Here is a 26266-nt window from a genome sequence, read left to right as displayed (position 1 = left end):
GAGGCCCGCCTCACACCTGCCGCGTGGGCAGCGCCACGATCTGCCGCAGATTGACCCGGCGCGCCCGGCTCACCGTGTAGGCGACGACATCGGCGAGTTCCCCGGCGGACATGGCGCCGACCGCGTCCCGCATGGCGGTGACCTCCTGGGCGAGCCGGGTGTCGTCGATCCGGTCGACCAGCTCGCTCTCGACGAACCCCGGCTCGATGTTGGTGACCCGCACGTCCTGGGGCCCGAACTCGGTGCGCAGCACCTGCGAGAGGTAGGTGACGGCGGCCTTGGTCGCCCCGTAGACGGCGTAGTCGGGGAAGACGACGTGCGCGCCGATGGACGAGATGTTCACGACGTCGGCGGTACGGCCGTCCGCCGCCGCGTCCACCAGGTCACCGCTGAAGGCGCCGGTGACCCGCAGCACCCCGGCCACATTGGTGTCGAGCATCCGCCGCCACTCGTCCACGCGCTGGTCGGCGACGGGGTGCGGCAGCATCACGCCCGCCGCGTTGACGACCAGGTCGACGGTCCCGTACTCCGCGTGGATCCGCTCGACCGCGCCCGCCACGGAGGCGTCGTCGGTGACATCGGCGACGACGGCCAGCGCCTCGCCCCCGTCGGCGCGGATCTTCCCGGCGAGGGCCGCGAGCCGGTCCGCGCGCCGCGCCAGCAGCGCCACCCGCGCCCCGTGCGCGGCGAGGGTCACGGCGACGGCCTCACCGATGCCGCTGGCGGCGCCGGTGACGACGGCGGTACGGCCGGACAGGTTCTCGTACGACATGAAGTGCTCCTGGGTCTCTCCGGGTGGTGTCGGCCGGGGCGGGGTCGCCCCTCCCCGGCCGCTCGCTGTCACGTCCACCACCCTCGGCGCCCGCGCCGCCCGTACCCAGGGACGGGTTTTTCCTGGGTCTGCCAGTACCAGGTTCGCGGCCCGCATGCCGCCTATGCTCGATCGCATGGACGGGGAACTGGGAGACTTCCTGCGCTCGCGCCGCGCCCGCATCCAGCCGGAGGAGGTGGGGCTGCCCTCGTACGGCCGCCGCCGCGTGCCCGGGCTGCGCCGCGAGGAGGTGGCGCAGCTGGCCGGAGTGAGCGTCGACTACTACATCCGCCTCGAACAGGGCCGTGGCCCGAGCGTCTCGGACGCCGTGCTGGACGCGGTCGCGCGGGTGCTGCGCCTGGACGCGGCCGAGCACGAGTACCTGCGCGTGGTGGCCCGGCCGCCACGCCGTACGGCGGACCCGGACCCGGCGTTCCCGTGGGTGCGCCCGGCCGTGCAACTGCTCCTCGACGGCATGGACCGCAACCCGGCGTACGTCCTGGACCACCGGATGAACGCCCTCGCCTGGAACCCGCTGGCCGACGCGCTGCTCGGCTTCTCCGGCGTCCCGCGCGCCGACCGCAACCTCGTACGCCGTGCCTTCCTCGACCCCGACTCGCGCGCCCTGTACCCCGACTGGGAGGAGGTCGCCGAGCAGACGGTCGCCCATCTGCGCCTGAAGGCGGGTCACCATCCCGACGACCCGGCGGTGGCCGAGCTGGTCGCCGAAGTGTCCGCCCGCAGCCCGGAGTTCCGGCGCATGTGGGCCAGCCACCTGGTCAAGCCGTGCGACAACGGGGTCAAGCGCCTACGGCACCCGGTGGCGGGCCTGCTCACCCTCCCCTACGAGACCCTGACGATCCCGTCGGCCGAGGACCAGACGATCGTGGCGTACGCCCCGGACCCGGACTCGGAGACGGCGGACCGCCTGACCATGCTGGCAAGTTGGAAGGCACCCACAACCGCAACCATCAATTGAGCAACCCCCACGGCGAGCAACCAGGTCCGCGAGAGCGGCGGCGGTTTAGCCGCAAAGGGGTGCGCGGGGACCGCCGCACCCCCGTTACCGGGGGGCGGGACGACGGCGGTCCCCGCGAGGGACGCGGCCGGGTCAGGCCAGGCATCGCGTCCATGGCGTCCATGGAGGTCCGGGAGCCGCTCCGGAGGTCCTTGGCGCCGTACGGCGCCGGCTGGGGCGGGGAGCCGCTCCCGCCCTGCCGACATCCACCAATGTGCCGGACGCGTGTTAAGCGGGTGCTGCGCGGACGTGACACGCTCGTACCACTTCCGAGAAGTCCGAACAGACTTCCAGGCCGGGTGCGGGCGCCGTAAGTCCGCCGCCCGCACCGGCGGTTCACCGCACGTTCGCCGTCACTTACCGGTCTTGGCGAGAAAGGCCAGCAGGTCCTGACGGCTGACCACACCGGTCGGCTTGCCCTCGACGAGGACGATCGCGGCGTCCGCCGCGCCGAGCACGGACATCAGGTCCGCGACGGGTTCGCCGGAGCCGACCTGGGGCAGCGGGGCCGACAGGTGCTTCTCCAGCGGGTCGTCGAGGGAGGCCCGCTTGGTGAACAGCGCGTCCAGCAGTTCACGTTCGACGACGGACCCGACGACCTCGGCGGCCATCACGTCGGGGTGACCGGCGCCCGGCTTGACGACGGGCATCTGCGAGACGCCGTACTCACGCAGCACCTCGATGGCCTGGCCGACCGTCTCCTCGGGGTGCATGTGCACCAGGGAGGGCATGGCGCCGCCCTGCTTGTCGTCGAGGACGTCGGCGACGCGGGCGCTGGGACCGGCGTCCTCCAGGAAGCCGTAGTCGGCCATCCACTCGTCGTTGAAGATCTTGCTGAGGTAGCCGCGCCCGCTGTCCGGCAGCAGGACCACGACCACGTCGTCCTCTCCGAGCCGCGCGGCGACCTCGAGCGCGGCGACCACGGCCATCCCGCAGGAGCCGCCGACGAGGAGGCCCTCCTCCTTGGCGAGGCGCCGGGTCATCTGGAAGGAGTCCTTGTCGGAGACGGCGACGATCTCGTCCGCGACGGTGCGGTCGTAGGCGGTGGGCCAGAAGTCCTCACCGACGCCCTCGACGAGGTACGGGCGTCCGGAGCCGCCGGAGTAGACGGAGCCCTCGGGGTCGGCGCCGACGACCTTGACCCGCCCGTCGCTGATCTCCTTCAGATAGCGGCCGGTGCCGGAGATGGTGCCGCCGGTGCCGACGCCCGCCACGAAGTGGGTGATCTTCCCCTCGGTCTGCTCCCACAGCTCGGGGCCGGTGGAGTGGTAGTGGGAGAGGGGGTTGTGGGGGTTGGAGTACTGGTCGGGCTTCCAGGCGCCGGGGGTCTCACGGACGAGCCGGTCGGAGACGTTGTAGTAGGAGTCGGGGTGCTCGGGCGCGACGGCGGTCGGGCAGACGACCACTTCGGCGCCGTAGGCGCGCAGCACGTTGATCTTGTCGGTGCTCACCTTGTCGGGGCACACGAAGATGCACTTGTACCCCTTCTGCTGGGCCACGATGGCGAGGCCCACGCCGGTGTTCCCGCTGGTCGGCTCCACGATGGTGCCCCCGGGCTTCAGCTCGCCGCTGCGCTCGGCCGCCTCGATCATGCGCAGGGCGATACGGTCCTTCACCGAGCCGCCCGGGTTGAAGTACTCCACCTTGGCCAGGACGGTCGCCCGGATGCCCTTGGTGACGTGGTTGAGCCGCACCAGCGGGGTGTTGCCGACGAGGCTGATCATCGAGTCGTGGAACTGCACCGTTGTCTCCGGTCGCTGCAAAGGAAATGGTTGTGACGGGTTCCGCCAGCCTACGGGTCGAAGGGCCCGTTCACTCGCTGTTGAGATTGACGCACCGTCGGTACGGGGCAAGCAGTTGATGTACGGCTATGAGGGAGGTGTCGGCGACCCATGACGAGGATGTCGAGGGCGAGGGTGGCCCGGCGCATCGCGGCCGGCGCCGCATACGGGGGCGGCGGCGTCGGCCTGGCCGGTGCGGCGGCCGTCGGTCTGGTGCTGGCCGAGGTGCACCTGGCCAAGCGCCAGGTGGGCAACGGCGGTACGCCGTACGTGCCGACCGCGGACGGGCTGTACGGCCATCCCTACACCACATCCGGCGAACCGCCCCTCCTGCTGACCCTGCTCGGCGACTCCACGGCCGCGGGCCAGGGCGTCCACCGGGCCGGTCAGACGCCGGGCGCCCTGCTGGCGTCGGGCCTCGCGGCGGTCGCGGAACGGCCGGTCCAGCTCCGCAACGTGGCCCTGCCCGGCGCGCAGTCGGACGACCTGGAACGGCAGGTGGGGCTGGCCCTGGCGGACCAGACCCGGGTACCCGACATCTGCGTGATCATGATCGGCGCGAACGACGTCACCCACCGGATGCCCCCGACCCGCTCGGTGCGCTGTCTGTCCACGGCGGTACGGCGACTGCGCACCGCCGGTGCCGAGGTGGTCGTGGGCACCTGTCCCGACCTCGGCACCATCGAGCCGGTGCAGCAGCCGCTGCGCTGGCTCGCGCGCCGGGCCTCCCGGCAACTGGCGGCGGCGCAGACGATCGGCGCGGTCGAGCAGGGCGGGCGCACGGTGTCGCTGGGCGATCTGCTGGGCCCCGAGTTCGCGGCCAACCCGCGCGAGCTGTTCGGCCCCGACAACTACCACCCCTCCGCCGAGGGCTACGCGACAGCGGCCATGGCCGTCCTCCCGACCGTCTGCGCCGCCCTCGGCCTCTGGCCCGCGGAAGAGGAACGCCCCGACGCCACCCGCCGCGAGGGCTTCCTGCCCGTCGCCCGCGCCGCCGCGGAGGCCGCCGCCGAGGCGGGCACGGAGGTCGCGGCGGCCATGCCGACGGGGCCGCGCGGCCCGTGGGCCCTGCTCAAGCGGCGCAGGCGGCGCCGGGTGGCGGAGGAGCACCTGGACGCGGTGGAGTCGGGGGTGGAGGGGAGCTGACGCGGGCCAACCCGCCTCGCGTCGCGCCCCGCACGGCCAGCCATCTAAGCAAGCGCTTGGAAAAGAGGCCCGCGTCACACCACAATGTCAGTGACCGAGGGCTTACCTACCGGTAATTTCGCCTACGCCCCACGCCATACCGTCGTCGTCTGGAGCCGTGATGCCCGAAGCCGTGATCGTCTCTGCTGCCCGCTCCCCCATCGGCCGTGCCTTCAAGGGCTCCCTCAAGGACCTGCGCCCCGACGACCTGACCGCCACGATCATCCAGGCGGCGCTCGCCAAGGTCCCCGAGCTGGACCCGAAGGACATCGACGACCTCATGCTCGGCTGCGGCCTGCCCGGCGGCGAGCAGGGTCACAACCTCGGCCGGATCGTCGCCGTGCAGATGGGCATGGACCACCTGCCGGGCTGCACCATCACCCGGTACTGCTCCTCCTCCCTGCAGACCTCCCGGATGGCGCTGCACGCCATCAAGGCGGGCGAGGGCGACGTCTTCATCTCCGCCGGTGTCGAGATGGTGTCCCGCAGCATCAAGGGCACCAGCGACGGCATGCCCGAGACGCACAACCCCCTCTTCGCCGACGCCGAGGCCCGTACCGCCGCCGTCGCCCAGTCCGAGGGGTCCGACTGGCACGACCCGCGCGAGGACGGCCTGCTGCCCGACCCGTACATCGCGATGGGCCAGACCGCCGAGAACCTGGCCCGCCTCAAGGGCGTCACCCGCCAGGACATGGACGAGTTCGGCGTCCGCTCGCAGAATCTCGCCGAGGAAGCCATCAAGAACGGCTTCTGGGAGCGCGAGATCACCCCGGTCACCCTCCCCGACGGCACCGTGGTCAGCAAGGACGACGGCCCCCGCGCCGGGGTCACCCTGGAGGGCGTCGCGGGCCTGAAGCCGGTCTTCCGCCCCGACGGCCTGGTCACCGCGGGCAACTGCTGCCCCCTCAACGACGGCGCCGCCGCCCTGGTGATCATGTCCGACACCAAGGCCCGCGAGCTGGGCCTCACCCCGCTCGCCCGCATCGTCTCCACCGGCGTCTCCGGACTCTCCCCGGAGATCATGGGCTACGGCCCGGTCGAGGCGTCACAGCAGGCGCTGTCCCGCGCCGGTCTCACCATCGACGACATCGACCTGGTCGAGATCAACGAGGCGTTCGCCGCCCAGGTCATCCCCTCCTACCGCGACCTCGGCATCCCGCTGGAGAAGCTGAACGTCAACGGCGGCGCCATCGCCGTGGGCCACCCCTTCGGCATGACCGGCGCCCGGATCACCGGCACGCTGATCAACTCCCTGCAGACGCACGACAAGCAGTTCGGCCTGGAGACCATGTGCGTCGGCGGCGGCCAGGGCATGGCGATGGTCATCGAGCGCCTGAGCTGACCCGGGCGGGCAAACGTCACGGGAACTTCTCCGTAACCGGAGAGAAACGTTGCGTCACGCAGCGGCCCGGAGTCCGGGACACCCCTGGACGCCGGGCCGCTTTGTGATGCAATCTCCCCCAGGATGTGACCTATCTCCCTCAGCCCAGGAACCACGCAGGTCAGCGCAGCCCATGGGGTAACAGCGGACCCACCCCCCTGTCCGATTCGTGACGTTACGCACTGACAGCTGGTTAGTTCACCCATCAAGCTGATGTAGGAAGTCGGGGGTCGACTTTGAACCGGGAGTACGTCAGTGAGCGCCATGCAGATCGCCTTGCTGGTCACCACGGCCGCCACGGGCGCCGTGGGCGTCGCCGTCCTGCGCACCCTGTTGCAGCTGCGGCGGCAGTTCACGGCCCTGCACGCCGAACTGATCGCTAACCGCGCCGCCCGCGCCACGGTGCCCGCGGCCCGCGAGGCCGCCGACACCGACGAGATACGCGCCGCCGTCGCCGAGGCACTCGCCGAGGAACGGGAGCGCGAACTGGCCGAGGCCCGCGCCTTCTGGGCCGCCCAGGAGGCCAGGGACGCCTCGGACGCGCCGACCCTGCTGGGCAGCCTGCCCGACAGCGAGCTGTTCCTGCCCCGCCAGGCCGACTTCGCGGGCCTGGAGCCGCTGGAACCGGTCACCGAGCCCGGCCCCGAGCCCGACGACCACTCCCCCAAGGACTACGTCCAGGGAGGCGCCCCCAGCGACTCCCCCGAACTGGCCGCGGCCCGCCGCCGCCACCCCTCGCACCCCGACTTCGTGCCGAACCCGTCGCCGGTCGTGAACGACCACGAGCGCACGGTCGCCACCCTCGAGGAACTCGCCGCCGCCGGCACCGAACTGACCGACGTCCGCCCCGGCCCCCTCGGCACCCTCGACGTCTATGTCTTCGCCGACGGCACCACCCTGTGCATGACCCCCGGCCACCGCGAGACCGCCGAACGCCTGGCCGCGGCCCTGCGCACCGGCGAAACCCCGGTCCTGCTGGGCGGTTCGGGCATCTCGGGCGCGTACACCCTGACGTTCTCGTGCGGCGAGGAGAAGGTCTACATCCTGGCGGACCGGGTCATAGCGTCGCTGTGACCGCTGTGACCGCTGTGACCGCTGTGACCCCGTAGTCCCCACAGCAGCCCCCGAGGACCGGCAGGGGTGCCGCGGAGCCCGGCTCAGACCCCGGCCCGCTTCTGCGCCTCCGCCACCAGCCGCACCGCCTCGGCGACTTCCTCCTCGCTGGTCAGCACCACCGCCAGGTCCCTCCCCGCGACGGTGATCTGGTCGGCCGCGGCGAACATCCCGCCGTCCGGCATCACCCGGGGCTCCACCCCGGGCGACTCGAGCACCTGCGACCACCGGGCCAACTCCCTGGCCAGCGCCAGCGCCTCGGCCGCGGCGCCCCGCTGCAGCCGACTCTGCGGCGCGGCCCGCAAACGGTCCGCGAAGTGATCCACCGCATGGATCAAAGACGTCGTATCCACCACGGCGCGAGCCTACGCACCCCACCCGGACTGTTGCCAACGGACGAACGCTCAGGCACGGTGACCTGAAGGACCGGCTTACATCCCATGCGTCCGGAGGCGCCGATGTCCCAAGTCTTCTCCGAGGAGACCCATCGCAATCTGCTCGCCCGCATCCCCCACTGCACCGGTCGTGAGATCTCCGACTGGCTGCGCACCGTCGAGGAAGGCCCCGCTCTCTTCCGCTTCGAGGAGAAGGTCAGCTGGCTGCGCCACGAGCACAACCTCGCGTACGGCCACGCCAAAGCGATCATTCATGAGTACGACCTGAGGAGGGCCGCGCGCAAACTGCTCTGAGCGCGCTTGTGCTGGGACATGCCGAAGGGCCCCGGGCATGCCGCCCAGGGCCCTTCGCACACGACCGCCGACGACTAGTCGCTGCTGTTGAGGATCGCGATGAGGCGCACGAACTCGAGGTAGATCCAGACCAGCGTCATCGTGAGACCGAAGGCGGCGAGCCAGGCCTCCTCGCGCGGGGCGCCGTAGGCGATGCCGTCCTCGACCTGCTTGAAGTCCAGGGCGAGGAACGCGGCGCCGAGCAGGATGCCGACGATGCCCATGATGATGCCGAGCGTGCCGCTGCGGAAGCCGAGGCCGTCACCGCCGCCGAAGACGGCGAACAGCAGGTTGACCGCCATCAGCATGATGAAGCCGAGCGCGGCGGCCATCACGAAGCCGTAGAACCGGCGGTTGACGCGGATCCAGCCCGCCTTGTAGGCGATCAGCACGGCGGTGAAGACGGCGAGCGTGCCGATCACGGCCTGCATGGCCGCGCCGTCGGCGATGCGGTTGTCCACGACGCTGGAGACGACGCCGAGGAAGACACCCTCCAGGGCGGCGTACGCCAGGATCAGCGCGGGCGAGGCCTTGCGCTTGAAGGACTGCACCAGCGCCAGCACCATGCCGAGCAGGGCGGCGCCGATGGCGATGCCGTACGAGCGGCCGATGTTGGCGTCGTCGACCGGCAGCAGGGCCCACGCGAGCGCGGCCGTGACGACCAGCACACCGAGGGTGGTGGCGGTGCGCATGACGACGTCGTCCATCGTCATCCGGCCGGTGGTGGCCGGGGCCTGCGGCGGGGCGCCGTGCTGAAGGTCCTGCTGGGCGTACGGGTTCTGGGCGTACGGGTTACCGGCCTGCGGCTGGGCGTACGGGTTGCCCTGCGTGCCGACAGCTGCTCCCCCGGCCTGCGGCGCGGTGTTGAAGCCCGCGTAGCCGTTGTCGCGGCTGAACCCCCGTCGCGAGAAGACCGGGTTGCTGCTCCTCATTTCACTCCTCCATGGCCACACTGCGCAGCCTTGGCTCAAGAGTAATGGAAAGGCAAAGGATTGACCCTACTGCCTGGGGAGGATCTTTCCCTCGCCATGTCGGTCAACACGCTACGCGCACGAGTGATTCCCGCCACCCGCGGGCCCCACTCCCGCCGCGCCGGGATCACTCGAACGGAAACCCGGTGTACGCCTCGGCGAGGTCGGTCGCGGCGGCGCGCGAGGTGGCGATCCGCTCCAGCCGGGCGAGCTGGAGCCGGTCCTCGAACGCGGTGGCGTCCGGGGCCCGGTGCAGCAGGGTCGTCATGTCGTAGGAGAACCGCTCGGCCTGCCACACGCGGCGCAGACAGGTCTCCGAGTAGGAGTCGAGCAGTTCCGCCGAACCGGTCTCGCGCTGATGGGTGAGCGCCCGCGCGAGCGTGACGACATCGCCCACGGCGAGGTTCAGCCCCTTGGCCCCGGTGGGCGGCACGATGTGGGCGGCGTCCCCGGCGAGGAACAGCCGCCCGTACCGCATGGGCTCCTGGACGTGGGACCGCATGGGGGTGACCGACTTCTGGGTGACGGGCCCGCGCTCCAGCCGCCACCCGTCGCCCGTCTCGAAGCGCCGCTCCAGCTCCCGCCAGATCTCGTCGTCGTCCCACGCGTCCGCGTCCGTGCCCTCGGGCACCTGGAGGTAGAGCCGGGAGACGGCGGGGGACCGCATGGACAGCAGGGCGAAGCCGCGGTCGTGGTGGGCGTAGACCAGCTCGTCGTGCGAGGGCGGTACGTCCGCGAGGATGCCGAGCCACCCGAAGGGGTACGTCCGTTCGTACACCCGTACCAGCTCGGCGGGTACGGCCTTGCGGGCCACTCCCCAGAACCCGTCGCACCCCACGACGTAGTCGCACTCCAGCACGTCCTCGCGCCCCTCGTGCCGGAACACCACGTGGGGCCGCTCCCCGTCGACCCCCCGCACGGCCAGCGCCTCCGCCCCGAAGACCAACGGACCGCCCTCCTTCACCTGGAGGGCGATGAGGTCCTTGCAGACCTCGGTCTGGGCGTACACCATCACGGACTTCCCGCCGGTCAGCGCGGGGAAGTCGACGCGGTACCGCCGCCTGGCGAACCGCAGCTCGATGCCGTCGTGCCGCAGCCCCTCCCGGTCCATCCGCGCCCCGGCACCGGCCGCCCGCAGCACGTCCACCGTCCCCTGCTCCAGCACCCCCGCGCGCTGTCGCCGCTCGACGTACTCCCGGTCCCGGCTCTCCAGTACGACCGACTCGATCCCCGCGGTGTGCAGCAGCCGCGCGAGCAGCAGCCCGGCCGGACCGGCTCCGATGATGCCGACGGTGGTGCGCATCGGTCGTCCCCTTCGACGAGTTCCCAGCATGGATGACGTGCGTTCACACAGTTTGTTCGCATAGTGAACTTTTGTTCACCTCGCTCCTGAGTCTCCGCCGTGACTGGCCCCCTGTCAACGGCCTAACATGACCGCCATGTCAGCCCGTGCCCGGCTTCACCGCGCGTCGGCGCCACCGCTCCGGTGGTCCGCGCTGCTGGTGTTCGGGTTGCTCGTCGGGCTGCTCGGGATGCACGGTCTCGGCCCCGGCGGCGTGACCCCGCCCAGCGGTCAGCACGCGATCGCGGTCCCGGCCCCGGCGGCGCACCCGGCGGGGCACGCCCGCACCGCGCTTGAGGCACCCGGGGTGGACGCGGCGGACGCTGGAACCGTGTCCGCCTGCCACGGCGGTGACGCCGACGCCGGGCAGCCCCAGCACGCCGACGTGAACTGCGCCTCCGGCGCCGTCGGTGACGGCCCGGTGCTCCCCGTGCCGCTGCCCGGCCCCACCGGCCAGGCGCTGGCGCCGGACGCTGACCACCGGACGACGGCCCCCGCGCCGGAGGGCGGTCCCGCGCCTCCCTCGCTGGCCCAACTGCAACTGCTGCGGGTCTAGGACGAGACCCCGCCGTGTCCCCGCCGCCGCGCCCGGCGCGGCCGGGGCCCACGGCGCGCGGTCATGCCCCCGCGCCTTCCACGCGCCCGCGCTCCCTTCCCCGGAGCCCGCGCATGACCAGCGCTCATCGCGCCTGACTCCGAGCCGAGTTGCGCCGCGCGCCCCACGCTCCCCAGCCGTGCGCCGCTGCCGCGCGCCCCCGCGCCCCCGCCCTGAGACCCCAGAGAGACCCGTCATGAAGAAGCACTCCCGTCCGGCCGCCGCCGTCACCGCGGCCGTCCTCGCCGCCGTACTGACCGCCTGCTCGACCGGTGCCACCGGCTCCGGCCCCGGCTCCGACACCTCGCCCACCATCAGCCACGTCCACGGCCTGGGCGTCGACCCGTCCGACGGACGCCTGTACGTCGCCACCCACGAGGGCGTCGTCGCGGTGGCGCGGGACGGCGCGGCCCGGCGGGTCGGCGACACCGCCGACTACATGGGATTCACCGTCATCGGCCCGAAGACCTTCCTCGGCAGCGGCCACCCCGCCGCGGGCAGCGACGACCACGGCAACCGCGGCCTGATCCGCTCCACGGACTCCGGCCGGACCTGGAAGACGCTCTCCCTGGGCGGCACCACCGACTTCCACTCCCTCGAGTACGCGCACCAGACGGTCTACGGCTACGACAGCACCACCGGCGTCCTCCGCGTCAGCACCGACCTCAGGACGTGGAACAACCGGGCCCGGCTCGCCGCCCTGGACATCACGGTCAGCCCGCGGGAGCCCGACCGCGTGCTGGCCACCACCGAGAACGGTGTCGCCACCAGCACCGACGGCGGCCGGACGTTCGGCCCCGGTGACGGACAGCTGCTGGCCTACCTGTCCTGGCCGACGGCCGACGCCTTGTACGGCGTCGACCCGTCCGGCGGCGTCCACCGCAGCGAGGACGCGGGCGGCACCTGGCGGCAGACCGGCACCGTGCCCGGCGGGCGGCCCCAGGCGCTGACCGCCGTCAGCCCCGACCGGCTGCTGGCCGCCACCGCGGACGGGGTCTACGAGTCCCTCGACGGCGGCCGGACGTTCGAGCGGCGTCTGCCGATGTCGGCGTGAAGGGGGGCCACCTGATGAGACCCGCTCTCGTACGGATCGCCGTGGCCGCCCTGGCCGTACCGGCGCTCACGCTCCTCGGCGCGTCCACGGCCCAGGCCGACGCGCCGCCGTCCCCGTCCCCGTCCCCGCACAGCCACAGCACCGGCGGCCTGCACGACGAGGACGGCTGGCGGGACCTCAAGGACGCGCGCACGGACAGCGCGCACACCGACGACCACACAGGGCATGACGACGCCCCCGAGACCGAGCGCCCACGGGCCGCCGTCCTGACCGTCTTCGGCACGGTCAACGCCGGGGTCCTGGTGTCGGCGGCGGTCGTGCGCCGACGCTCGCGCGCGCGGGACGCGCGGGCACACGGCGGCACCGACGAGAAGGGAACGACGCGATGACCCTCACCCCCACCCCCACCCCTCCCCCCGCGCCGCCGCGCGGGCGCGACCTCCTGACGCTGCGGCCGGTGGCCGCGGTCGCCCGCAGCCGCTGGTACCCCGGGGCGCTGCAGTGGGCGGCCATGGCGGTCTTCGCCGTCGTCGTCTACCAGCTCCTGGTGGGCCCCCAGACCGCGCACGACAACCTCGGCACCGCCCTGGTCTGGGTGCTGTGGTGGCCGCTGATCCCGGTGATGTTCGTCGCCGTGGGCCGCGCCTGGTGCACCGTCTGCCCGTTCGGCAAGCTCTCCGACCTGGTGCAGCGGCTGGTGGGCGTCAACCGGCCGGTGCCCCGGTTCCTCAAGCGGTACGGCATCTGGATCATCGACGCCCAGTTCATCGCCATCACCTGGGCCGACCACGTCTTCGGCGTCGTGGAGTCGCCGTGGGGCACGGGGATGCTGCTCCTGCTGCTCACCACCGCCGTGGTCGTCTCCGGCGCGTTCTTCACCCGCCGCACCTTCTGCCGGTACCTGTGCTTCCTGGGCGGCCTGTCCGGCAACTACGCCCGCGCCGGGGCCGTCGCGCTGCGCGCCGACCCCGCTGTCTGCGCCACCTGCACCGCCCGCGCGGTGTGCTACAACGGCGGTACTGCGGCGCCCGCCTGCCCGCTGTTCGAGTTCCCGCGCACCATGGACTCGTCGGCCAACTGCAACCTGTGCGCCAACTGCGTCAAGAACTGCCCCAACGACGCCATCACGCTGACGCTGCGCCCGCCCACCAAGGAGCTGTGGTTCGTCCGCAGGCCGAAGATCGAGGAGTCCTTCCTCGCCGTGGCGATCATGGGCATCGTCTTCATCCAGAACGTCACGATGCTCTCGGTGTGGGACGACATCCTGGACCGGATCTCCGACACCTTCGGCGTCACCAGCTACGCCGTCATCTTCACCGCCGCCTTCGCGGTGGCCCTCACCGCCCCGGCCGCGCTGCTCGCCGCCGCCTCGTTCGTCGCGTCGCGGACGGCGGGCGGCACGCTCTGGAGCAACTTCACCCGGTTCGGGTACGCGCTGATCCCGCTGGACGTCGCCGGGCACCTGGCGCACAACCTGTTCCACCTGCTGGCCGAGGGCAAGTCGGTGTTCTACACGGCCCTCACGGCGGTGGGCCACGACTCCCACGGCACGTCCACCGCGCTGGTCTCCACCGGCACCATCCAGGTCATGCAGTACGCCCTGGTCACCCTCGGTGTGGCGGGCTCCGCGTACACGGCCTGGCGGATCGCCCGCGGGTCCGGTGGGACCGCCGCGCGGACGAAGGCCACCCTGGCGCCGTACGCCGTGCTGCTGCTGGTCTTCGGGGCGCTGAACGTCTACCTCTTCGCGCTGCCGATGGCCCACCGCATGTGAACCCGGACCCGCCGCCGACGGAAACCCGGTCCACCCGCCGTTCAGGCCGCCGAGGCCGGTGACGTCTACTGGCTGCGGGAGCTGATGCGCTGGCCGGGGCGCCGGGCACGAGGAGGCTGCCGCGGCGGCTGATGCGCTGGCCGGGGCGGGAGCTGTGGCGGAGGACCGGGATGTGCCCCGGGGCGGTGCGGTGGTTGATCGGTTCCGCCGCGTACACGGCTGAAGCGGTGCGGCGACCCGTCCCCGGCCGGGCAGCGATCATCCGCATGTCCTTCAGCCAACCGGGCGGCCAGTCCTGTCCCGCGGTGTTGACGACCTCGCGGAGGAACTCCGCCGCTTGCCGATCTGCGTCGTCACCGTCGGGCTGCCGTGCGCCAGCGACACGGACGAGTGACCGCGCGACCCGGCCTTGTCACCAGGTCGGGCGCTCGAGACGTGGAGGTGCCCGGAGCCGGACTTGAACCGGCACGCCCGCGAAGGGGCAGCGAGGTTTAAGCTCGCCGTGTCTGCATTCCACCATCCGGGCAGGCCATGGGCTCCGCATCGAGCGCTCCGAGCCTATCGGGAGGCATCCCCCGAACTGCGGGCGGGCGGAGCGATGTTGTCTTATTTTATTGATGCCTGAGGGTGCATCAGCACCGGGAACGCGCCATCCGCACTTGCCAATAGCTTTGCGTGTGACGGTCCGTCGTGTGTGCGGAATGACGGAATTTCACCGTCAGGACCGGGGTGCTCCACCCGTTCTCGACATGGGCGTACGCAGGGGCGCGGCGGCGGGCGCGCTCCGGGGCGGGGGTCATCCCCAGGTATGACACGGAGGGCCGGGGTCCGACCGCAGGCTGCCCTCGGAACCCGAGCAGGGGGTGACTACACGGCGGTGGACGGCCGGGACGATGGGAAGCGTCCCAGCGAGCAGCGGCAGAGCAATCGCCCAGCAAGCTTCGAGCGATCGTCCAGCAACCGCCGTCCCGACAGGAGTGCCTCCCGTGACCACCGCATCCCTTGCCCAACCGACCACCGCCGTGGCCGCCCGCGCCACGGAGCTGTCGAAGATCTACGGCCAGGGCGAGACCCAGGTGGTCGCCCTCGACCGGGTCTCCGTCGACTTCCGGCAGGCCGAGTTCACCGCGATCATGGGGCCCTCGGGGTCGGGGAAGTCGACGCTGATGCACTGCGTCGCCGGACTGGACACCTTCTCCTCCGGGTCCGTGCGCATCGGTGACACCGAGCTGGGCTCGCTGAAGGACAAGCAGCTCACCAAGTTGCGCCGGGACAAGATCGGGTTCATCTTCCAGGCGTTCAACCTGCTGCCGACGCTTACCGCGATAGAGAACATCACCCTTCCGATGGACATCGCCGGGCGCAAGCCGGACAAGCAGTGGCTGGACACCGTCGTCGCCATGGTGGGCCTCGCGGACCGGTTGAGCCACCGGCCCTCCCAGCTCTCCGGCGGGCAGCAGCAGCGCGTCGCCGTCGCCCGCGCGCTGGCCTCCCGGCCGGACATCATCTTCGGCGACGAACCGACCGGGAACCTCGACTCCCGCTCCGGCGCCGAGGTGCTGGGCTTCCTGCGCAACTCCGTGCGCGAGCTGGGGCAGACGGTGGTGATGGTGACCCACGACCCCGTCGCGGCGGCGTACGCGGACCGCGTGGTGTTCCTCGCGGACGGCCGCATCGTCGACGAGGTGTTCGAGCCTACGGCGGAGGCCGTGCTCGACCGGATGAAGCAGTTCGACGCCAAGGGCCGCACCAGCTGACCCGACGGCCCGATGCCCGGGCACCGCGCCAACCGAGCCACCGGCCCCACACCCACGCACCGCACCACCCGAGCCACCGGCCCCACACCCGCGCACCGCGCCAGCTGAGTCACCGTCACGCCTTCGTCTCCCCCACCCACCTGGACTGAGATCACCCATGTTCCGAACCGCCTTGCGCAATGTCCTCGCGCACAAGGCCCGGCTCCTGATGACCGTGCTCGCCGTGATGCTCGGCGTGGCCTTCGTGTCGGGGACCCTGGTCTTCACCAACACCATCTCCGACGCCTACCAGAACAGCTCCGCCAAGGGCTTCGAGCAGGTCGACGTCGCCGTGGAACCGGAGTACCAGGACGCCCGCGGCGACCAGGTCGGCAAGCGCCGAGAGCTGACGCGGGACCTGCTCGACGAGAGCGCCGAGGTGCCGGGCGCGGCCTCCGCGATCGGGGTCGTGCGCGGCTTCACCGCCATCGCCGACAAGGACGGCGAGCTGATCGGCGAGGGGTTCCAGTCACAGGGCGGGAACTACTGGGGCGACGACGACCCGCGGTACCCGCTCGTCGACGGGCGGGCACCCAGCGGGGCGGACGAGGTGCTCATCGACTTCGAGACCGCGAAGCGGACCGGCTACGGCGTCGGCGACACCGTACGGCTGTCCGTCGACGGGCCCGTCCTCAACCCGAGGATCACCGGCGTCTTCACCACCGATGACGGCAATGTCGCCGCGGGCGGCAGCCTCGCCCTCTTCGACACCGAGACCGCGCAGAAGCTGTTCGGCAAGCCCGGCACCTACGACGAGATCGACGTCACGGCCACCGAGGGCACCAGCCAGACCGCGCTGAAGGCCGCGCTGGACAAGGCGCTGCCCGGCGATGTCGTGAAGACCACCACCGGCGCCGAACTCGCCGACGAGCAGGCCGAGACGATCGCCGCGTCGATGAGCGGGCTCAAGCAGGGCCTGCTGGTCTTCGCGGGCATCGCACTCTTCGTCGGCACCTTCATCATCGCCAACACCTTCACCATGCTGGTCGCCCAGCGCACCAAGGAACTGGCGCTGATGCGCGCCGTCGGCGCCTCCCGGCGGCAGGTCACCCGGTCGGTGCTGATCGAGGCGTTCGTGGTGGGCGCCGTCGCCGCGGTGGCCGGGCTGGTCGCGGGCATCGGCATCGGCATCGGCCTGCGCTCCCTGATGGGCTCGCTGGGCGCGACCGTGCCCGACGGCCCGCTGGTGATCTCCCCCGGCACGGTCGGCACCGCCCTCGCGGTCGGCATCCTGGTGACAATGCTCGCCGCCTGGCTGCCCGGCCGCCGCGCCGCGAAGATCCCGCCGGTCGCCGCGATGAGCAGTGTGCACGCGCAGGCCACCACCAAGTCGCTGGTGCTGCGCAACACCCTCGGCGCCCTCTTCTCCGCCGCCGGTGTCGCCGTCGTCCTCGCCGCGACCACCATGGACGGCGCGGACGGCCAGGCCCCCATGGGCATCGGCGCCGTCCTGCTCATCATCGGCGTCTTCATCCTCACCCCGCTGCTGTCCCGCCCGCTGATCGCGGCGGCCGCCCCGGTCCTGCGGGTCTTCGGGGTGTCGGGGAAGCTGGCCCGGCAGAACTCGGTGCGCAATCCGCGCCGTACCGCCGCCACCGCCTCCGCGCTGATGATCGGCCTCACCCTGATCACCGGGATGACGGTGATGGCGGGCAGCCTCCAGCAGGCCATCGACAAGATGGCGGCGTCGTCGATCCGCGCGGACTACGTCGTCTTCATGGCGAACGGCAACGCGCTCTCCCCCGACGTCACCGAGAAGCTCGACGCCACGGAGGGGGTCACCGCCACCAGCCCGATGCGCAACGCCGCCTCCCGGATCGGCGGCGAGACCGAGTACCTGACCGGCGTCACCGGCGACACCATCGGCAAGCTGACCGACCTGCCGGTGGCGGACGGCACCTTCAAGGTCGGCGGCGGCCGGATCGTGGTCGACGAGGACACCGCCGAGCAGCACGGCTGGCGGGCCGGTTCCGCGTTCACCGTCTCCTACGAGGACGGCGAGCGGCAGAAGCTCACGGTCGCCGGGGTCTTCGAGGGCAACGAGATGATCAGCGGCATCCTGCTCGACAACGCCGCCCTCACCCCGCATCTGACCGACCCGGCCGACATGCAGATCCTGGTGAAGACCGCCGACGGCGCCTCGGGCGCCGCCAAGGACCGGCTGGAGAAGGCGCTCGGCGACAACCCGGCGATCAAGGTGCAGGACAAGGAGGACATCTCCAAGGAGATCGCGCAGATGTTCACCCTGATCCTGAACATGCTCTACGGCCTGCTCGCCATGGCGGTGATCGTCGCCGTCCTCGGCGTCATCAACACCCTCGCCATGTCGGTGTTCGAACGCGCCCAGGAGATCGGCATGCTGCGCGCCATCGGCCTGGACCGGCGGGGCATCAAGCGCATGGTCCGCCTGGAGTCCCTGGTGATCTCCCTGTTCGGCGGCGTGCTCGGCATCGGCCTCGGCGTGTTCTTCGGCTGGGCGGCCGGTGAGCTGCTGGGGACGCGCATGGCGACGTACGAACTCGTCCTGCCGTGGGCGCGGATGGCCCTCTTCCTCCTCCTGGCCGCCACGGTCGGCGTGCTCGCGGCGCTGTGGCCCGCGCGGCGGGCGGCGCGGCTGAACATGCTGACGGCGATCAAGTCGGAGTAGCGCCAGGGCCCCGCCCCTCGCCACGGAGGCGGGGCCCTTCGCCGCCCGTCAGTTCCAGGTGCGGGTCCGCAGCGGCAGTCCGGAGTCGCCGGAGTCCGGGGTGCGGACCGCCAGCACCTGGTTCACGCCGATGCGGTTGTGCTCGAAGGCCAGCGCGGAGGCCGCCATGTACAGCAGCCAGACGCGGGCCCGGCCGGGGCTGGTGAGCCGCGTGGCGCGCGGCCAGTCCGCCGTCAGGTTGGTCACCCACTGGCGCAGGGTCAGGGCGTAGTGCTCCCGGATCGACTCCACGTCCCGGACCTCGAAACCGGCGCGCTCCAGCTGGGTGACGGTGGTGCCGAGCGGGGCGAGTTCGCCGTCCGGGAAGACGTAGGCGTCGATGAACTCGTTCACGTGGTACGACGACTCGTCGCGCTGCGGACGGCGGGCGATCTGGTGGTTGAGGAGGCGTCCGCCGGGCCTGAGCAGGGCGTTCAGGTCCTCGGCGTAGGCCAGGTAGCGTTCGGCGCCGACGTGTTCGGCCATGCCGATGGAGGAGATCGCGTCGTAGGGCCCGTCGCGCACGTCCCGGTAGTCCTGCACCCGGATCTCGACCCGGTCCGTCAGCCCCTCGTCGGCGACGCGCTTACGGGCGTACGCCGCCTGTTCCTGGGAGAGGGTGATGCCGACGACGCTCACGCCGTGCTCCCGGGCGGCGTGGATGGCCATCGAACCCCAGCCGCAGCCGACGTCGAGGAGGCGCTGGCCGGGCCTGAGGGCCAGCTTGCGGGAGACGAGTTCCAGCTTGTCGCGCTGGGCGGCTTCGAGGGATCCGTCCGGGGTCTCCCAGTAGGCGCAGGAGTACACCATGGACGGGCCGAGGACGATCTCGTAGAAGTCGTTTCCGACGTCGTAGTGGTGGCTGATCGCGCGTCTGTCGGAGCGGCGGGTGTGCAGATGGCCGCGGCGGCGGACCTCCTCGGGGGGCGGCGTGGGCGGCAGCCCGGGACCGGCCAGCCGGAACAGGCCGCGTACGGCGGACCGCACCTCCGGCTCGCGCAGCGCCTGGGCGAGCGTGCGGGCGTCGTCGTCCCGCTCCCAGATCTCTCCGGACAGCGCGTCGAGGGCGGCGTACAGATCCCCCTCGATGTCGAGGTCCCCGGCCACCCAGGCACGGGCCAGACCCAGTTCGCCCGGCTTCCACAGCAGTCGGCGCAGGGCGCGTCGGTTCCGCACGACGAGGACCGCAGCGCCGGGCGGACCCGCCTGCGAGCCGTCCCAGGCGCGGACGCGTACCGGGAGCGGAACTCCCCGTACCTGTTCTAGCAGCCCCTTCAGCCGCGAAGCGGCGTCGACCATGGCGCACACCTCCGTGACAGCGATCCCGGAATGTCCAACACCCACGTAAACACTCCGGGGACCGGGGGGCAGTCCCCCACGCCCGTTACGGCTGTGCAAAATACGGCGTACGGCGCCGCCCCGGGTCACCCCGCTTCCGGGCGCCGGGCAGACGGGCCCGGACGGAAGTCCCGACGTGCTGACGCCGCTGGCCGGGGCTCCCCCGGCACCGGGCATCAGGACCCGTCGCGTCATCCCCGACCGCCCGGACACGCCGAAGGGGCCGCCCGCACCACGGATGGCGGGCGGCCCCTTCGGGGTGTTCAGCGGGGGTGCGTCAGGAGGCCTTGGCCTTCTGCTGCTCGGCCTGGATCGGAGCGGCCTCGGCCGGAGCCGGGGCGGGCTTCGCGGCCTCGTAGAACTCCTCGCGCGGGGACTCCAGCGCGCCGAGGGCGACGACCTCGCGCTTGAGGAACATGCCCAGGGTCCAGTCGGCGAAGACGCGGATCTTGCGGTTGAAGGTCGGCATCGCCATGCCGTGGTAGCCACGGTGCATGTACCACGCCAGCCGCCCGCGCAGCTTGATCTTCATCTTGCCGAAGACGATCATCGCGACGCCCTTGTGCAGACCGAGGCCCGCGACCGCGCCCTTGTTGGCGTGGCTGTAGTCCTTCTGCGGGAAGCCCCGCATACCGGAGATCACGTTGTCGCCGAGGGCCTTGGCCTGGCGCAGGGCGTGCTGGGCGTTCGGCGGGCACCAGGCGTTCGGGTTGCCCGCCTTGCGGCCGACGAGGTCCGGGACCTGGGCGTTGTCGCCCGCGGCCCAGATGTAGTCGGTGCCAGTGACCTGGAGCGTCGGCTGGCAGTCGACGTGACCGCGGGGGCCGAGGGGCAGGCCGAAGCGGGACAGGACCGGGTTGGGCTTGACGCCCGCGGTCCACACGATCGTGTTGGAGTCGACCTCCAACCCGTTCTTCAGCCGGACGTGGCCGTCTACGCAGGAGTCCATCGAGGTGGAGAGGTAGACCTCCACGCCCCGGCTCTCCAGGTGCTCCTTGCCGTAGGCGCCCAGCTTCGGGCCGACCTCGGGGAGGATCTTGTCCGCGGCGTCGACGAGGATGAACCGCATGTCCTCGCGCGAGACGTTGTTGTAGTACTTGGCCGCGTCGCGGGCCATGTCCTCGACCTCGCCGATGGTCTCCGCGCCCGCGAAGCCGCCGCCGACGAACACGAAGGTGAGCGCCTTGCGGCGGATCTCCTCGTCGGTGGTGGAGTCGGCCTTGTCGAGCTGCTCCAGGACGTGGTTGCGCAGGCCGATGGCCTCCTCGATGCCCTTCATGCCGATGCCCTGCTCGGCGAGGCCGGGGATCGGGAAGGTACGGGAGACGGCGCCCATCGCGATGACCAGGTAGTCGAACGGCAGCTCGTACGCCTCGCCGACCAGCGGCGCGATCGTGGCGACCTTGCGGTCCTGGTCGATGGTGGTGACCCGGCCGGTGAGGACCTCCGCCTTCGGCAGCACGCGTCGCAGCGGGACGACGACGTGCCGGGGGGAGATGTTGCCGGCGGCGGTTTCGGGGAGGAAGGGCTGGTAGGTCATGTACGACCGGGGGTCGACGACCGTGACGGTCGCCTCGCCGTAGCGCATCTTCTTGAGAATGCGCCGAGCTGCGTACAGGCCTACGTACCCACCGCCTACTACGAGGATCCTGGGACGCTCCGTGGTGCTCATGGCATCGAGTATCCACCCGCCCCAGGGGGGTACCTCGTGCGCCCCTTCACAAGCTTCGACCCGCCCTCTGCTACACTGCGCCGCCCACGTGATCGAGGTCATGGCGCGGGCCGGGAACCAGGGTGCGGGGCGGGGCGTTGTCAATGCCGCGTGAGCTGCCGTATCGGGTCGGAACCGGCCCTGGACCGGCGAGCGGCAAGACCCTCGCGGGCGGCTCATACTCCACCACCCCACCCCCCGCCAAGGGCCGTTCGGGGCACCTGAATGCCCCCCTCAGCCCTTGCGGTCCCTCCTGCGGGCCCAATTCCTTGTGAAGAACTTCACGAACTTTTCCGACACGGTGTCACCGGAGGGCCGGAACCGAGCCCTCCGGCACGCTCAGACGCCGTTCATCCTGCTCAACCGAGGGTTCGCGCGGCCTCAGACCAAGGACCAGCCGATGCCGTCAAGAATGTCGTGCTCGCTCACGACGACCTCCTCAGCGCCGATCCGCTCCATGATCGTGAGCAGTACGAGCGCCCCCGCGGCGATCACGTCCACCCGGCCCGGGTGCATCGACGGTACGGCGGCCCGCTCGGCGTGCGTGGAGCGCAGCAGCCAGTCGGTGATCTCGCGGACCCTGGCGCGCGGGACACGGGAGTGGTGGATGGCCGCCGAGTCGTACTCGGGCAGCTCCTGCGCGATCGCCGACACCGTCGTCACCGACCCGGCGAGACCGACCAGCGTGTGCGCCTCGCGCAGCGGCACCCGTTCCTCGGCGAGGTCGAGGGCGGCCACGATGTCGGCCCGCATCGCCGCGATCTGTTCCTCCGTCGGCGGGTCGGACACCTCGCCGTCGCGCACCAGATGCCGCTCGGTCATCCGCACACAGCCCACGTCCACCGAGCGCGCCGCGCGCACGTGCTCCTCGCCGACGACGAACTCGGTCGAGCCGCCGCCGATGTCCACCACCAGGTAGGGCGGCGTCAGGTCCGTACGCCCCGCCAGCTCGCGGGTCGCGCCGGTGAAGGAGAACTCCGCCTCCTGGTCGCCGCTGATCACCTCCGGCTCGACACCCAGGATGTCCAGCACCCCGCGCACGAACTCGTCCCGGTTCTCCGCGTCCCGGGAGGCGGAGGTGGCGACGAAGCGGAGCCGCTCGGCGCCGTGCTCCTTGATGACCGCCGCGTACTCGCGGCAGGCCGCGAAGGTCCGCTCCAGCGCCTCCGGCGCCAGCCTGCCCGTCCGGTCGACGCCCTGACCGAGCCGTACGATCGTCATACGGCGGTCCAGATCGGTCAGTTCACCGGTCGCCGGGTCGCAGTCGGCGACCAGCAGCCGGATGGAGTTCGTACCGCAGTCGATGGCGGCGACACGGGTCACTGGCCGACCTCCTCGTTCGTCACCGTCGTCACGCAGGCGCCCTTGCGCCACCACTCCGGCAGCATCGCCAGCGCCTCGTCGCCCAGCGGGTTCACCCCGGGCCCGGCGGCCAGCGAGTGGGCGACCAGGACGTGCAGGCACTTCACCCGGTCGGGCATGCCGCCCGCGCTCGGGAAGCCCGTCAGCTCCTCGATCTCGTCCCGGCGCCGGATGTAGTCCTCGTGCGCGGCACGGTAGGCGGCGGCCAGCTCCGGGTCGCTCGCCAGCCGGGCGGTCATCTCCTTCATCACGCCGTCGGCCTCAAGGGTGCCGATGGCCGACGCCGCCTTCGGGCAGGTCAGGTAGTACAGCGTCGGGAACGGCGTGCCGTCGGGCAGCCGCGGCGCCGTCTCCACCACGTCCGGCTGTCCGCACGGGCAGCGGTGCGCGATCGCGCGCAGTCCGCGCGGCGGCCGCCCGAGCTGCTGCTTGAAGGCCTCCACGTCCGCGTCGGTGGGCTCGGTGCGGGGGGTGGGCGGCGGGGGCGTTTCCATACGAGTTCTACGAGTCCTTCTACGGTCTGCCTGCGGTCTGCCTGCGGTCTACGATCTGCGCGGTACGGTCTGCGGTCTGCGGTCTGCGGTCTGCGGTCTGCGGTCTGCGGTCTGCGGTCTGCGGTCTGCGGTCTGCGGTCTGCGGGATCCGGTCTACGATCTGCGGTCTGCGAAATGCGGAATGCGGTCTCAGTGGTCGGCGGCGTCGGACTTGTCGACCCCGTCCCAGACGTTCGAGTACCAGGGGCGGTCGGCCGCGCCCAGGTCGGTGCGGGTCCGCTTGGCGCCGTCCGGGTCGATCACGACGTAACCGGTCTCCCCGGGCATCACGTAGTGCAGCCGCTGCCGGATCTGCTGCTCGGCGTACGCGTCGTCCTGCCACCGCGCCTTCTGGTCGCGCAACTGCTCGACCCGCTCCCTGGCCTGCTGCTTCTGCCGCTCCAGGTCGGCGATCTCGGCCCGCTGGGCGACGTACTGCCTTATCGGGTAGGCGAGGGCGACGATCAGCGAGCAGACGACCAGGGCGAGCAGCGCCGCGCGGCCGGTGAGGCGGGAGCGGCGGGCCTGGCGCCGGGTCTGTGAGCGGTAGACACGGGCCGCCGTCTGCTCGCCGAGCAGCCGCAGTCTGGTCGTGGTGGAGAACCGGTCCCGGTCCTTCACGGCCATGTCCCGCCTCCCGTGTCACACGCGTACGTCCCCGCACACGGTACGGGACCGGGTACGGGGACGTACGTACGACTGGCTAGGCCTCAGCCCTTGAAGCGGGGGAAGGCCGAGCGACCGGCGTACACCGCGGCGTCGTCGAGGATCTCCTCGATGCGCAGCAGCTGGTTGTACTTGGCGACGCGCTCGGAGCGGGCCGGGGCGCCGGTCTTGATCTGGCCGCAGTTGGTGGCGACGGCGAGGTCCGCGATGGTGACGTCCTCGGTCTCGCCGGAGCGGTGGGACATCATGCACTTGAAGCCGTTGCGCTGGGCCAGCTCGACGGCGTCCAGGGTCTCGGTCAGCGAGCCGATCTGGTTGACCTTGACGAGCAGCGCGTTGGCGGCGCCGTCCTCGATGCCGCGGGCGAGGCGCTCGGGGTTGGTGACGAACAGGTCGTCGCCGACGAGCTGGACCTTGTCACCGAGCTTCTCGGTGATGGTCTGCCAGCCCGCCCAGTCGTCCTCGAACAGCGGGTCCTCGATGGAGACCAGCGGGTACGCGTCGACCAGCTCGGCGTAGTAGTCCGTCATCTCGGCGGCCGTGCGCTCCTTGCCCTCGAAGACGTACACGCCGTCCTTGTAGAACTCGGACGCGGCGACGTCGAGCGCCAGGGCGATCTGCTCGCCGGGGGTGTAACCGGCCTCCTTGATCGCCTCGAGGATGAGGTCGAGGGCCTCGCGGTTGGAGCCGAGGTTCGGGGCGAAGCCGCCCTCGTCGCCGAGGCCGGTGGCCAGGCCCTTGCCCTTCAGCACCTTCTTGAGGGTGTGGTAGACCTCGGTGCCCCAGCGCAGCGCCTCGGAGAAGGACTCCGCGCCGATCGGCGCGATCATGAACTCCTGGATGTCCACGTTGGAGTCGGCGTGCGAGCCGCCGTTCAGGATGTTCATCATCGGCACCGGCAGCAGGTGCGCGTTCGGGCCGCCCAGGTAGCGGAAGAGGGGGAGGTCGCTGGCCTCGGAGGCGGCGTGGGCGACGGCGAGGGAGACGCCGAGGATGGCGTTGGCGCCGAGGGAGCCCTTGTTGTCGGTGGCGTCCAGGTCGAACATGGCCTGGTCGATCAGGCGCTGCTCGGTGGCGTCGTAGCCGACCAGCTCCGGGCCGATCTGCTCGATGACGGCGAGGACGGCCTTCTCGACACCCTTGCCCTGGTAGCGGTTCGGGTCACCGTCGCGCAGCTCGATGGCCTCGAAGGCACCCGTCGAGGCGCCGGACGGGACGGCGGCACGACCCGTGCTGCCGTCGTCGAGGCCGACCTCGACCTCGACCGTGGGATTGCCTCGGGAGTCCAGGATTTCCCGGGCTACGACGACGTCGATGGACGGCACGAGCATCTCCTTCTTGGATGTGACGCGGGTCAGCAGTACCGCGGTGGGTGCTGCGTCATGAGCCTAACCGGCTTCGGGCGATCGGCCAGCCGTCCGGCCACCCGTTGGACAGAACCGGCAGTTAATTGTTTCCGAACGGAACAAAGCCTAGCGCAGAGGATCGGGCGAACCCGCGCCGGAAACCGGGTGAACCCGGTCCGGGCCCGCGCCGGGTTACGGGTGGGCCCGCGCCGGGTTCCAGGAGGACCCGCGCCGAGCGCCAGGTCGACCCGCACCGAGTGCCAGGTCGACCCGCACCGAGTGCCAGATGCACCCGCGCCGAGTGCCAGGTGGACCCGCGCCGAAAATGCCCCGCCCCGACGCGTACGGGGGTACACGCGCCGGGGCGGGGGGTCTGACGGGGCAGGCTTACTTGAGGTGCAGCTGCTGACCCGGGTAGATGAGGTCGGCGTCCTCGACGATGTCCTTGTTCAGCTCGAACAGCTTCGCCCAGCCGCCCTTGACGTCGTGGTCCTCGGCGATCGTGCTGAGGGTGTCGCCCTTGACGACCTTGTACTCGCCGTCACCCTTCTTGACCTTGTCGCCTGTCGGAGTGGTGACCGTCTGCTTCGCGGCCGGACGCTCGGCGGAGCGGGAGGTGCTCTGCTGCTCGGTCTCGCGGGTGCTGGTGTCGGCGGCCGACGAACCACCGCTGTACGGGGTGTCCGACAGGCCCGTGCCGCAGACCGGCCAGGCGCCCTTGCCCTGGCCCGCGAGGACCTTCTCGGCGATCTCTATCTGCTGCGCCTTGCTGGCCTGGTCGGCGGTGGACGCGTACTGCGTACCGCCGAAGGCGGCCCAGGTGGAGGCGGAGAACTGGAGACCGCCGTAGTAGCCGTTGCCGGTGTTGATGGACCAGTTGCCGCCGGACTCGCACTGGGCGACCGTGTCCCACTCGGAGGCGGTGGCGGCGGAGGCGGTGCCCGCGGCCATCAGCGGGGCGGCGACGGCGGCGGCGCCGGTGACGCCGACGGCGGCGATGGCGCGAACGGTCTTGGACGGACGGCGGTGCTTGCCCTTGCCGGAAAACAGCATGGTTGGATCCCCTCACCGACGC

General features: G+C 71.5%; 23 protein-coding genes and 1 tRNA gene. 11 read left to right on the top strand and 13 right to left on the bottom strand.

Going from position 1 to position 26266, the window contains the following annotated elements:
* Window positions 1-10: 10 nt before the first annotated feature.
* Entirely contained in the window at window positions 11-772 is a 762-nt protein-coding gene (locus ACFVQG_RS26335) for an SDR family oxidoreductase (protein ID WP_383387949.1), read from the bottom strand.
* A gap of 175 nt (window positions 773-947) precedes the next feature.
* Here ACFVQG_RS26335 and ACFVQG_RS26330 point away from each other — a divergent pair, with 175 nt between their 5' ends.
* Window positions 948-1790, top strand: coding sequence for a helix-turn-helix transcriptional regulator (locus tag ACFVQG_RS26330; protein ID WP_383387948.1), 843 nt, complete (start codon window positions 948-950; stop codon window positions 1788-1790).
* Window positions 1791-2182: 392 nt separating this feature from the next.
* Here ACFVQG_RS26330 and ACFVQG_RS26325 read toward each other — a convergent pair whose 3' ends face one another.
* Window positions 2183-3571 (bottom strand): cystathionine beta-synthase, encoded by a 1389-nt coding sequence (locus ACFVQG_RS26325; protein ID WP_383387946.1) that lies wholly within the window; start codon window positions 3569-3571, stop codon window positions 2183-2185.
* Between the two features lie 150 nt (window positions 3572-3721).
* Between ACFVQG_RS26325 and ACFVQG_RS26320 the strand changes: the two genes are divergently transcribed.
* The 3 genes from ACFVQG_RS26320 to ACFVQG_RS26310 all read left to right on the top strand — a co-directional run bounded on the left by ACFVQG_RS26320 (window position 3722) and on the right by ACFVQG_RS26310 (window position 7250).
* Window positions 3722-4756, top strand: a complete 1035-nt coding sequence (locus tag ACFVQG_RS26320; RefSeq protein ID WP_383387945.1) for an SGNH/GDSL hydrolase family protein — start codon at window positions 3722-3724, stop codon at window positions 4754-4756.
* A gap of 160 nt (window positions 4757-4916) precedes the next feature.
* Window positions 4917-6137: an acetyl-CoA C-acetyltransferase gene (locus tag ACFVQG_RS26315; RefSeq protein WP_383387944.1), complete on the top strand. Its 1221-nt coding sequence runs from the start codon at window positions 4917-4919 to the stop codon at window positions 6135-6137.
* Window positions 6138-6431: 294 nt separating this feature from the next.
* Window positions 6432-7250 (top strand): hypothetical protein, encoded by an 819-nt coding sequence (locus ACFVQG_RS26310; RefSeq protein ID WP_383387942.1) that lies wholly within the window; start codon window positions 6432-6434, stop codon window positions 7248-7250.
* 83 nt (window positions 7251-7333) lie between these two features.
* On the opposite strand, the gene ACFVQG_RS26305 is transcribed toward ACFVQG_RS26310, so the two are convergent.
* Window positions 7334-7615: a hypothetical protein gene (locus tag ACFVQG_RS26305; protein ID WP_383387940.1), complete on the bottom strand. Its 282-nt coding sequence runs from the start codon at window positions 7613-7615 to the stop codon at window positions 7334-7336.
* Between the two features lie 132 nt (window positions 7616-7747).
* On the opposite strand from ACFVQG_RS26305, the gene ACFVQG_RS26300 reads away from it, so the two are divergent.
* Entirely contained in the window at window positions 7748-7978 is a 231-nt protein-coding gene (locus ACFVQG_RS26300) for a DUF4287 domain-containing protein (RefSeq protein WP_260825813.1), read from the top strand.
* Window positions 7979-8052: 74 nt separating this feature from the next.
* On the opposite strand, the gene ACFVQG_RS26295 is transcribed toward ACFVQG_RS26300, so the two are convergent.
* The gene (locus tag ACFVQG_RS26295) at window positions 8053-8949 is read right to left on the bottom strand and encodes a Bax inhibitor-1/YccA family protein (RefSeq protein ID WP_383387938.1); all 897 of its coding nucleotides are present in this window, start codon (window positions 8947-8949) and stop codon (window positions 8053-8055) included.
* 166 nt (window positions 8950-9115) lie between these two features.
* The gene (locus tag ACFVQG_RS26290) at window positions 9116-10291 is read right to left on the bottom strand and encodes a 4-hydroxybenzoate 3-monooxygenase (protein ID WP_383387936.1); all 1176 of its coding nucleotides are present in this window, start codon (window positions 10289-10291) and stop codon (window positions 9116-9118) included.
* Between the two features lie 136 nt (window positions 10292-10427).
* Between ACFVQG_RS26290 and ACFVQG_RS26285 the strand changes: the two genes are divergently transcribed.
* From ACFVQG_RS26285 to ACFVQG_RS26270, 4 genes are all read left to right on the top strand, one after another.
* Complete coding sequence (locus ACFVQG_RS26285) at window positions 10428-10886, top strand: DUF6153 family protein (RefSeq protein WP_383387934.1); 459 nt, start codon at window positions 10428-10430, stop codon at window positions 10884-10886.
* A 235-nt stretch (window positions 10887-11121) separates the two neighbouring features.
* Window positions 11122-11979: a F510_1955 family glycosylhydrolase gene (locus tag ACFVQG_RS26280; protein ID WP_383387932.1), complete on the top strand. Its 858-nt coding sequence runs from the start codon at window positions 11122-11124 to the stop codon at window positions 11977-11979.
* 14 nt (window positions 11980-11993) lie between these two features.
* A complete protein-coding gene (locus tag ACFVQG_RS26275) occupies window positions 11994-12368 on the top strand; it encodes a hypothetical protein (RefSeq protein ID WP_383387930.1) in 375 nt (124 codons plus the stop codon).
* Window positions 12365-13753, top strand: coding sequence for a 4Fe-4S binding protein (locus ACFVQG_RS26270; RefSeq protein WP_383387928.1), 1389 nt, complete (start codon window positions 12365-12367; stop codon window positions 13751-13753). The genes ACFVQG_RS26275 and ACFVQG_RS26270 overlap by 4 nt, the downstream gene beginning before the upstream one ends.
* A 442-nt stretch (window positions 13754-14195) precedes the next feature.
* Here the strand turns inward: ACFVQG_RS26270 and ACFVQG_RS26265 are convergent.
* A tRNA-Leu gene (locus ACFVQG_RS26265) sits at window positions 14196-14279 on the bottom strand.
* Between the two features lie 460 nt (window positions 14280-14739).
* Between ACFVQG_RS26265 and ACFVQG_RS26260 the strand changes: the two genes are divergently transcribed.
* Both ACFVQG_RS26260 and ACFVQG_RS26255 read left to right on the top strand, forming a co-directional pair.
* Window positions 14740-15510, top strand: a complete 771-nt coding sequence (locus tag ACFVQG_RS26260) for an ABC transporter ATP-binding protein (protein ID WP_383387926.1) — start codon at window positions 14740-14742, stop codon at window positions 15508-15510.
* A 157-nt stretch (window positions 15511-15667) separates the two neighbouring features.
* Complete coding sequence (locus ACFVQG_RS26255; protein WP_383387924.1) at window positions 15668-18196, top strand: ABC transporter permease; 2529 nt, start codon at window positions 15668-15670, stop codon at window positions 18194-18196.
* Between the two features lie 48 nt (window positions 18197-18244).
* On the opposite strand, the gene ACFVQG_RS26250 is transcribed toward ACFVQG_RS26255, so the two are convergent.
* The 7 genes from ACFVQG_RS26250 to ACFVQG_RS26220 all read right to left on the bottom strand — a co-directional run bounded on the left by ACFVQG_RS26250 (window position 18245) and on the right by ACFVQG_RS26220 (window position 26244).
* A complete protein-coding gene (locus ACFVQG_RS26250; RefSeq protein WP_383387922.1) occupies window positions 18245-19534 on the bottom strand; it encodes a class I SAM-dependent methyltransferase in 1290 nt (429 codons plus the stop codon).
* A gap of 316 nt (window positions 19535-19850) precedes the next feature.
* Window positions 19851-21245, bottom strand: a complete 1395-nt coding sequence (locus ACFVQG_RS26245; protein ID WP_383387920.1) for an NAD(P)/FAD-dependent oxidoreductase — start codon at window positions 21243-21245, stop codon at window positions 19851-19853.
* Window positions 21246-21665: 420 nt separating this feature from the next.
* Window positions 21666-22607: an exopolyphosphatase gene (locus ACFVQG_RS26240; RefSeq protein WP_383387918.1), complete on the bottom strand. Its 942-nt coding sequence runs from the start codon at window positions 22605-22607 to the stop codon at window positions 21666-21668.
* Window positions 22604-23140, bottom strand: a complete 537-nt coding sequence (locus ACFVQG_RS26235; protein WP_383387916.1) for a DUF501 domain-containing protein — start codon at window positions 23138-23140, stop codon at window positions 22604-22606. The genes ACFVQG_RS26240 and ACFVQG_RS26235 overlap by 4 nt, the downstream gene beginning before the upstream one ends.
* 189 nt (window positions 23141-23329) lie before the next feature.
* Window positions 23330-23806 carry a septum formation initiator family protein gene (locus tag ACFVQG_RS26230; protein ID WP_383387914.1) on the bottom strand — a complete coding sequence of 159 codons (477 nt, stop codon included), beginning with the start codon at window positions 23804-23806 and terminating at the stop codon, window positions 23330-23332.
* Window positions 23807-23889: 83 nt separating this feature from the next.
* Entirely contained in the window at window positions 23890-25170 is a 1281-nt protein-coding gene (gene eno / locus ACFVQG_RS26225) for a phosphopyruvate hydratase (RefSeq protein ID WP_383387912.1), read from the bottom strand.
* A 408-nt stretch (window positions 25171-25578) separates the two neighbouring features.
* Window positions 25579-26244 carry a transglycosylase family protein gene (locus ACFVQG_RS26220; protein ID WP_383387910.1) on the bottom strand — a complete coding sequence of 222 codons (666 nt, stop codon included), beginning with the start codon at window positions 26242-26244 and terminating at the stop codon, window positions 25579-25581.
* Window positions 26245-26266: the final 22 nt, after the last annotated feature.

It is taken from the genome of Streptomyces sp. NPDC057877, assembly GCF_042796855.1.
Taxonomy (GTDB): Bacteria; Actinomycetota; Actinomycetes; order Streptomycetales; family Streptomycetaceae; genus Streptomyces.
The sequence above is the reverse complement of the archived record's forward strand: the minus strand, read 5'-3'. Positions and strand labels throughout refer to the sequence as shown.

Bases quoted from the DNA above. Each gene is read 5' to 3' on its own strand.
- ACFVQG_RS26335 (WP_383387949.1), bottom strand. From the start codon at position 772: ATGTCGTACGAGAACCTGTCCGGCCGTACCGCCGTCGTCACCGGCGCC.
- ACFVQG_RS26330 (WP_383387948.1), top strand. From the start codon at position 948: ATGGACGGGGAACTGGGAGACTTCCTGCGCTCGCGCCGCGCCCGCATC.
- ACFVQG_RS26320 (WP_383387945.1), top strand. From the start codon at position 3,722: ATGACGAGGATGTCGAGGGCGAGGGTGGCCCGGCGCATCGCGGCCGGC.
- ACFVQG_RS26315 (WP_383387944.1), top strand. From the start codon at position 4,917: ATGCCCGAAGCCGTGATCGTCTCTGCTGCCCGCTCCCCCATCGGCCGT.
- ACFVQG_RS26300 (WP_260825813.1), top strand. From the start codon at position 7,748: ATGTCCCAAGTCTTCTCCGAGGAGACCCATCGCAATCTGCTCGCCCGC.
- ACFVQG_RS26295 (WP_383387938.1), bottom strand. From the start codon at position 8,949: ATGAGGAGCAGCAACCCGGTCTTCTCGCGACGGGGGTTCAGCCGCGAC.
- ACFVQG_RS26290 (WP_383387936.1), bottom strand. From the start codon at position 10,291: ATGCGCACCACCGTCGGCATCATCGGAGCCGGTCCGGCCGGGCTGCTG.
- ACFVQG_RS26285 (WP_383387934.1), top strand. From the start codon at position 10,428: ATGTCAGCCCGTGCCCGGCTTCACCGCGCGTCGGCGCCACCGCTCCGG.
- ACFVQG_RS26280 (WP_383387932.1), top strand. From the start codon at position 11,122: ATGAAGAAGCACTCCCGTCCGGCCGCCGCCGTCACCGCGGCCGTCCTC.
- ACFVQG_RS26275 (WP_383387930.1), top strand. From the start codon at position 11,994: ATGAGACCCGCTCTCGTACGGATCGCCGTGGCCGCCCTGGCCGTACCG.
- ACFVQG_RS26270 (WP_383387928.1), top strand. From the start codon at position 12,365: ATGACCCTCACCCCCACCCCCACCCCTCCCCCCGCGCCGCCGCGCGGG.
- ACFVQG_RS26255 (WP_383387924.1), top strand. From the start codon at position 15,668: ATGTTCCGAACCGCCTTGCGCAATGTCCTCGCGCACAAGGCCCGGCTC.
- ACFVQG_RS26250 (WP_383387922.1), bottom strand. From the start codon at position 19,534: ATGGTCGACGCCGCTTCGCGGCTGAAGGGGCTGCTAGAACAGGTACGG.
- ACFVQG_RS26245 (WP_383387920.1), bottom strand. From the start codon at position 21,245: ATGAGCACCACGGAGCGTCCCAGGATCCTCGTAGTAGGCGGTGGGTAC.
- ACFVQG_RS26235 (WP_383387916.1), bottom strand. From the start codon at position 23,140: ATGGAAACGCCCCCGCCGCCCACCCCCCGCACCGAGCCCACCGACGCG.
- ACFVQG_RS26230 (WP_383387914.1), bottom strand. From the start codon at position 23,806: ATGGCCGTGAAGGACCGGGACCGGTTCTCCACCACGACCAGACTGCGG.
- ACFVQG_RS26220 (WP_383387910.1), bottom strand. From the start codon at position 26,244: ATGCTGTTTTCCGGCAAGGGCAAGCACCGCCGTCCGTCCAAGACCGTT.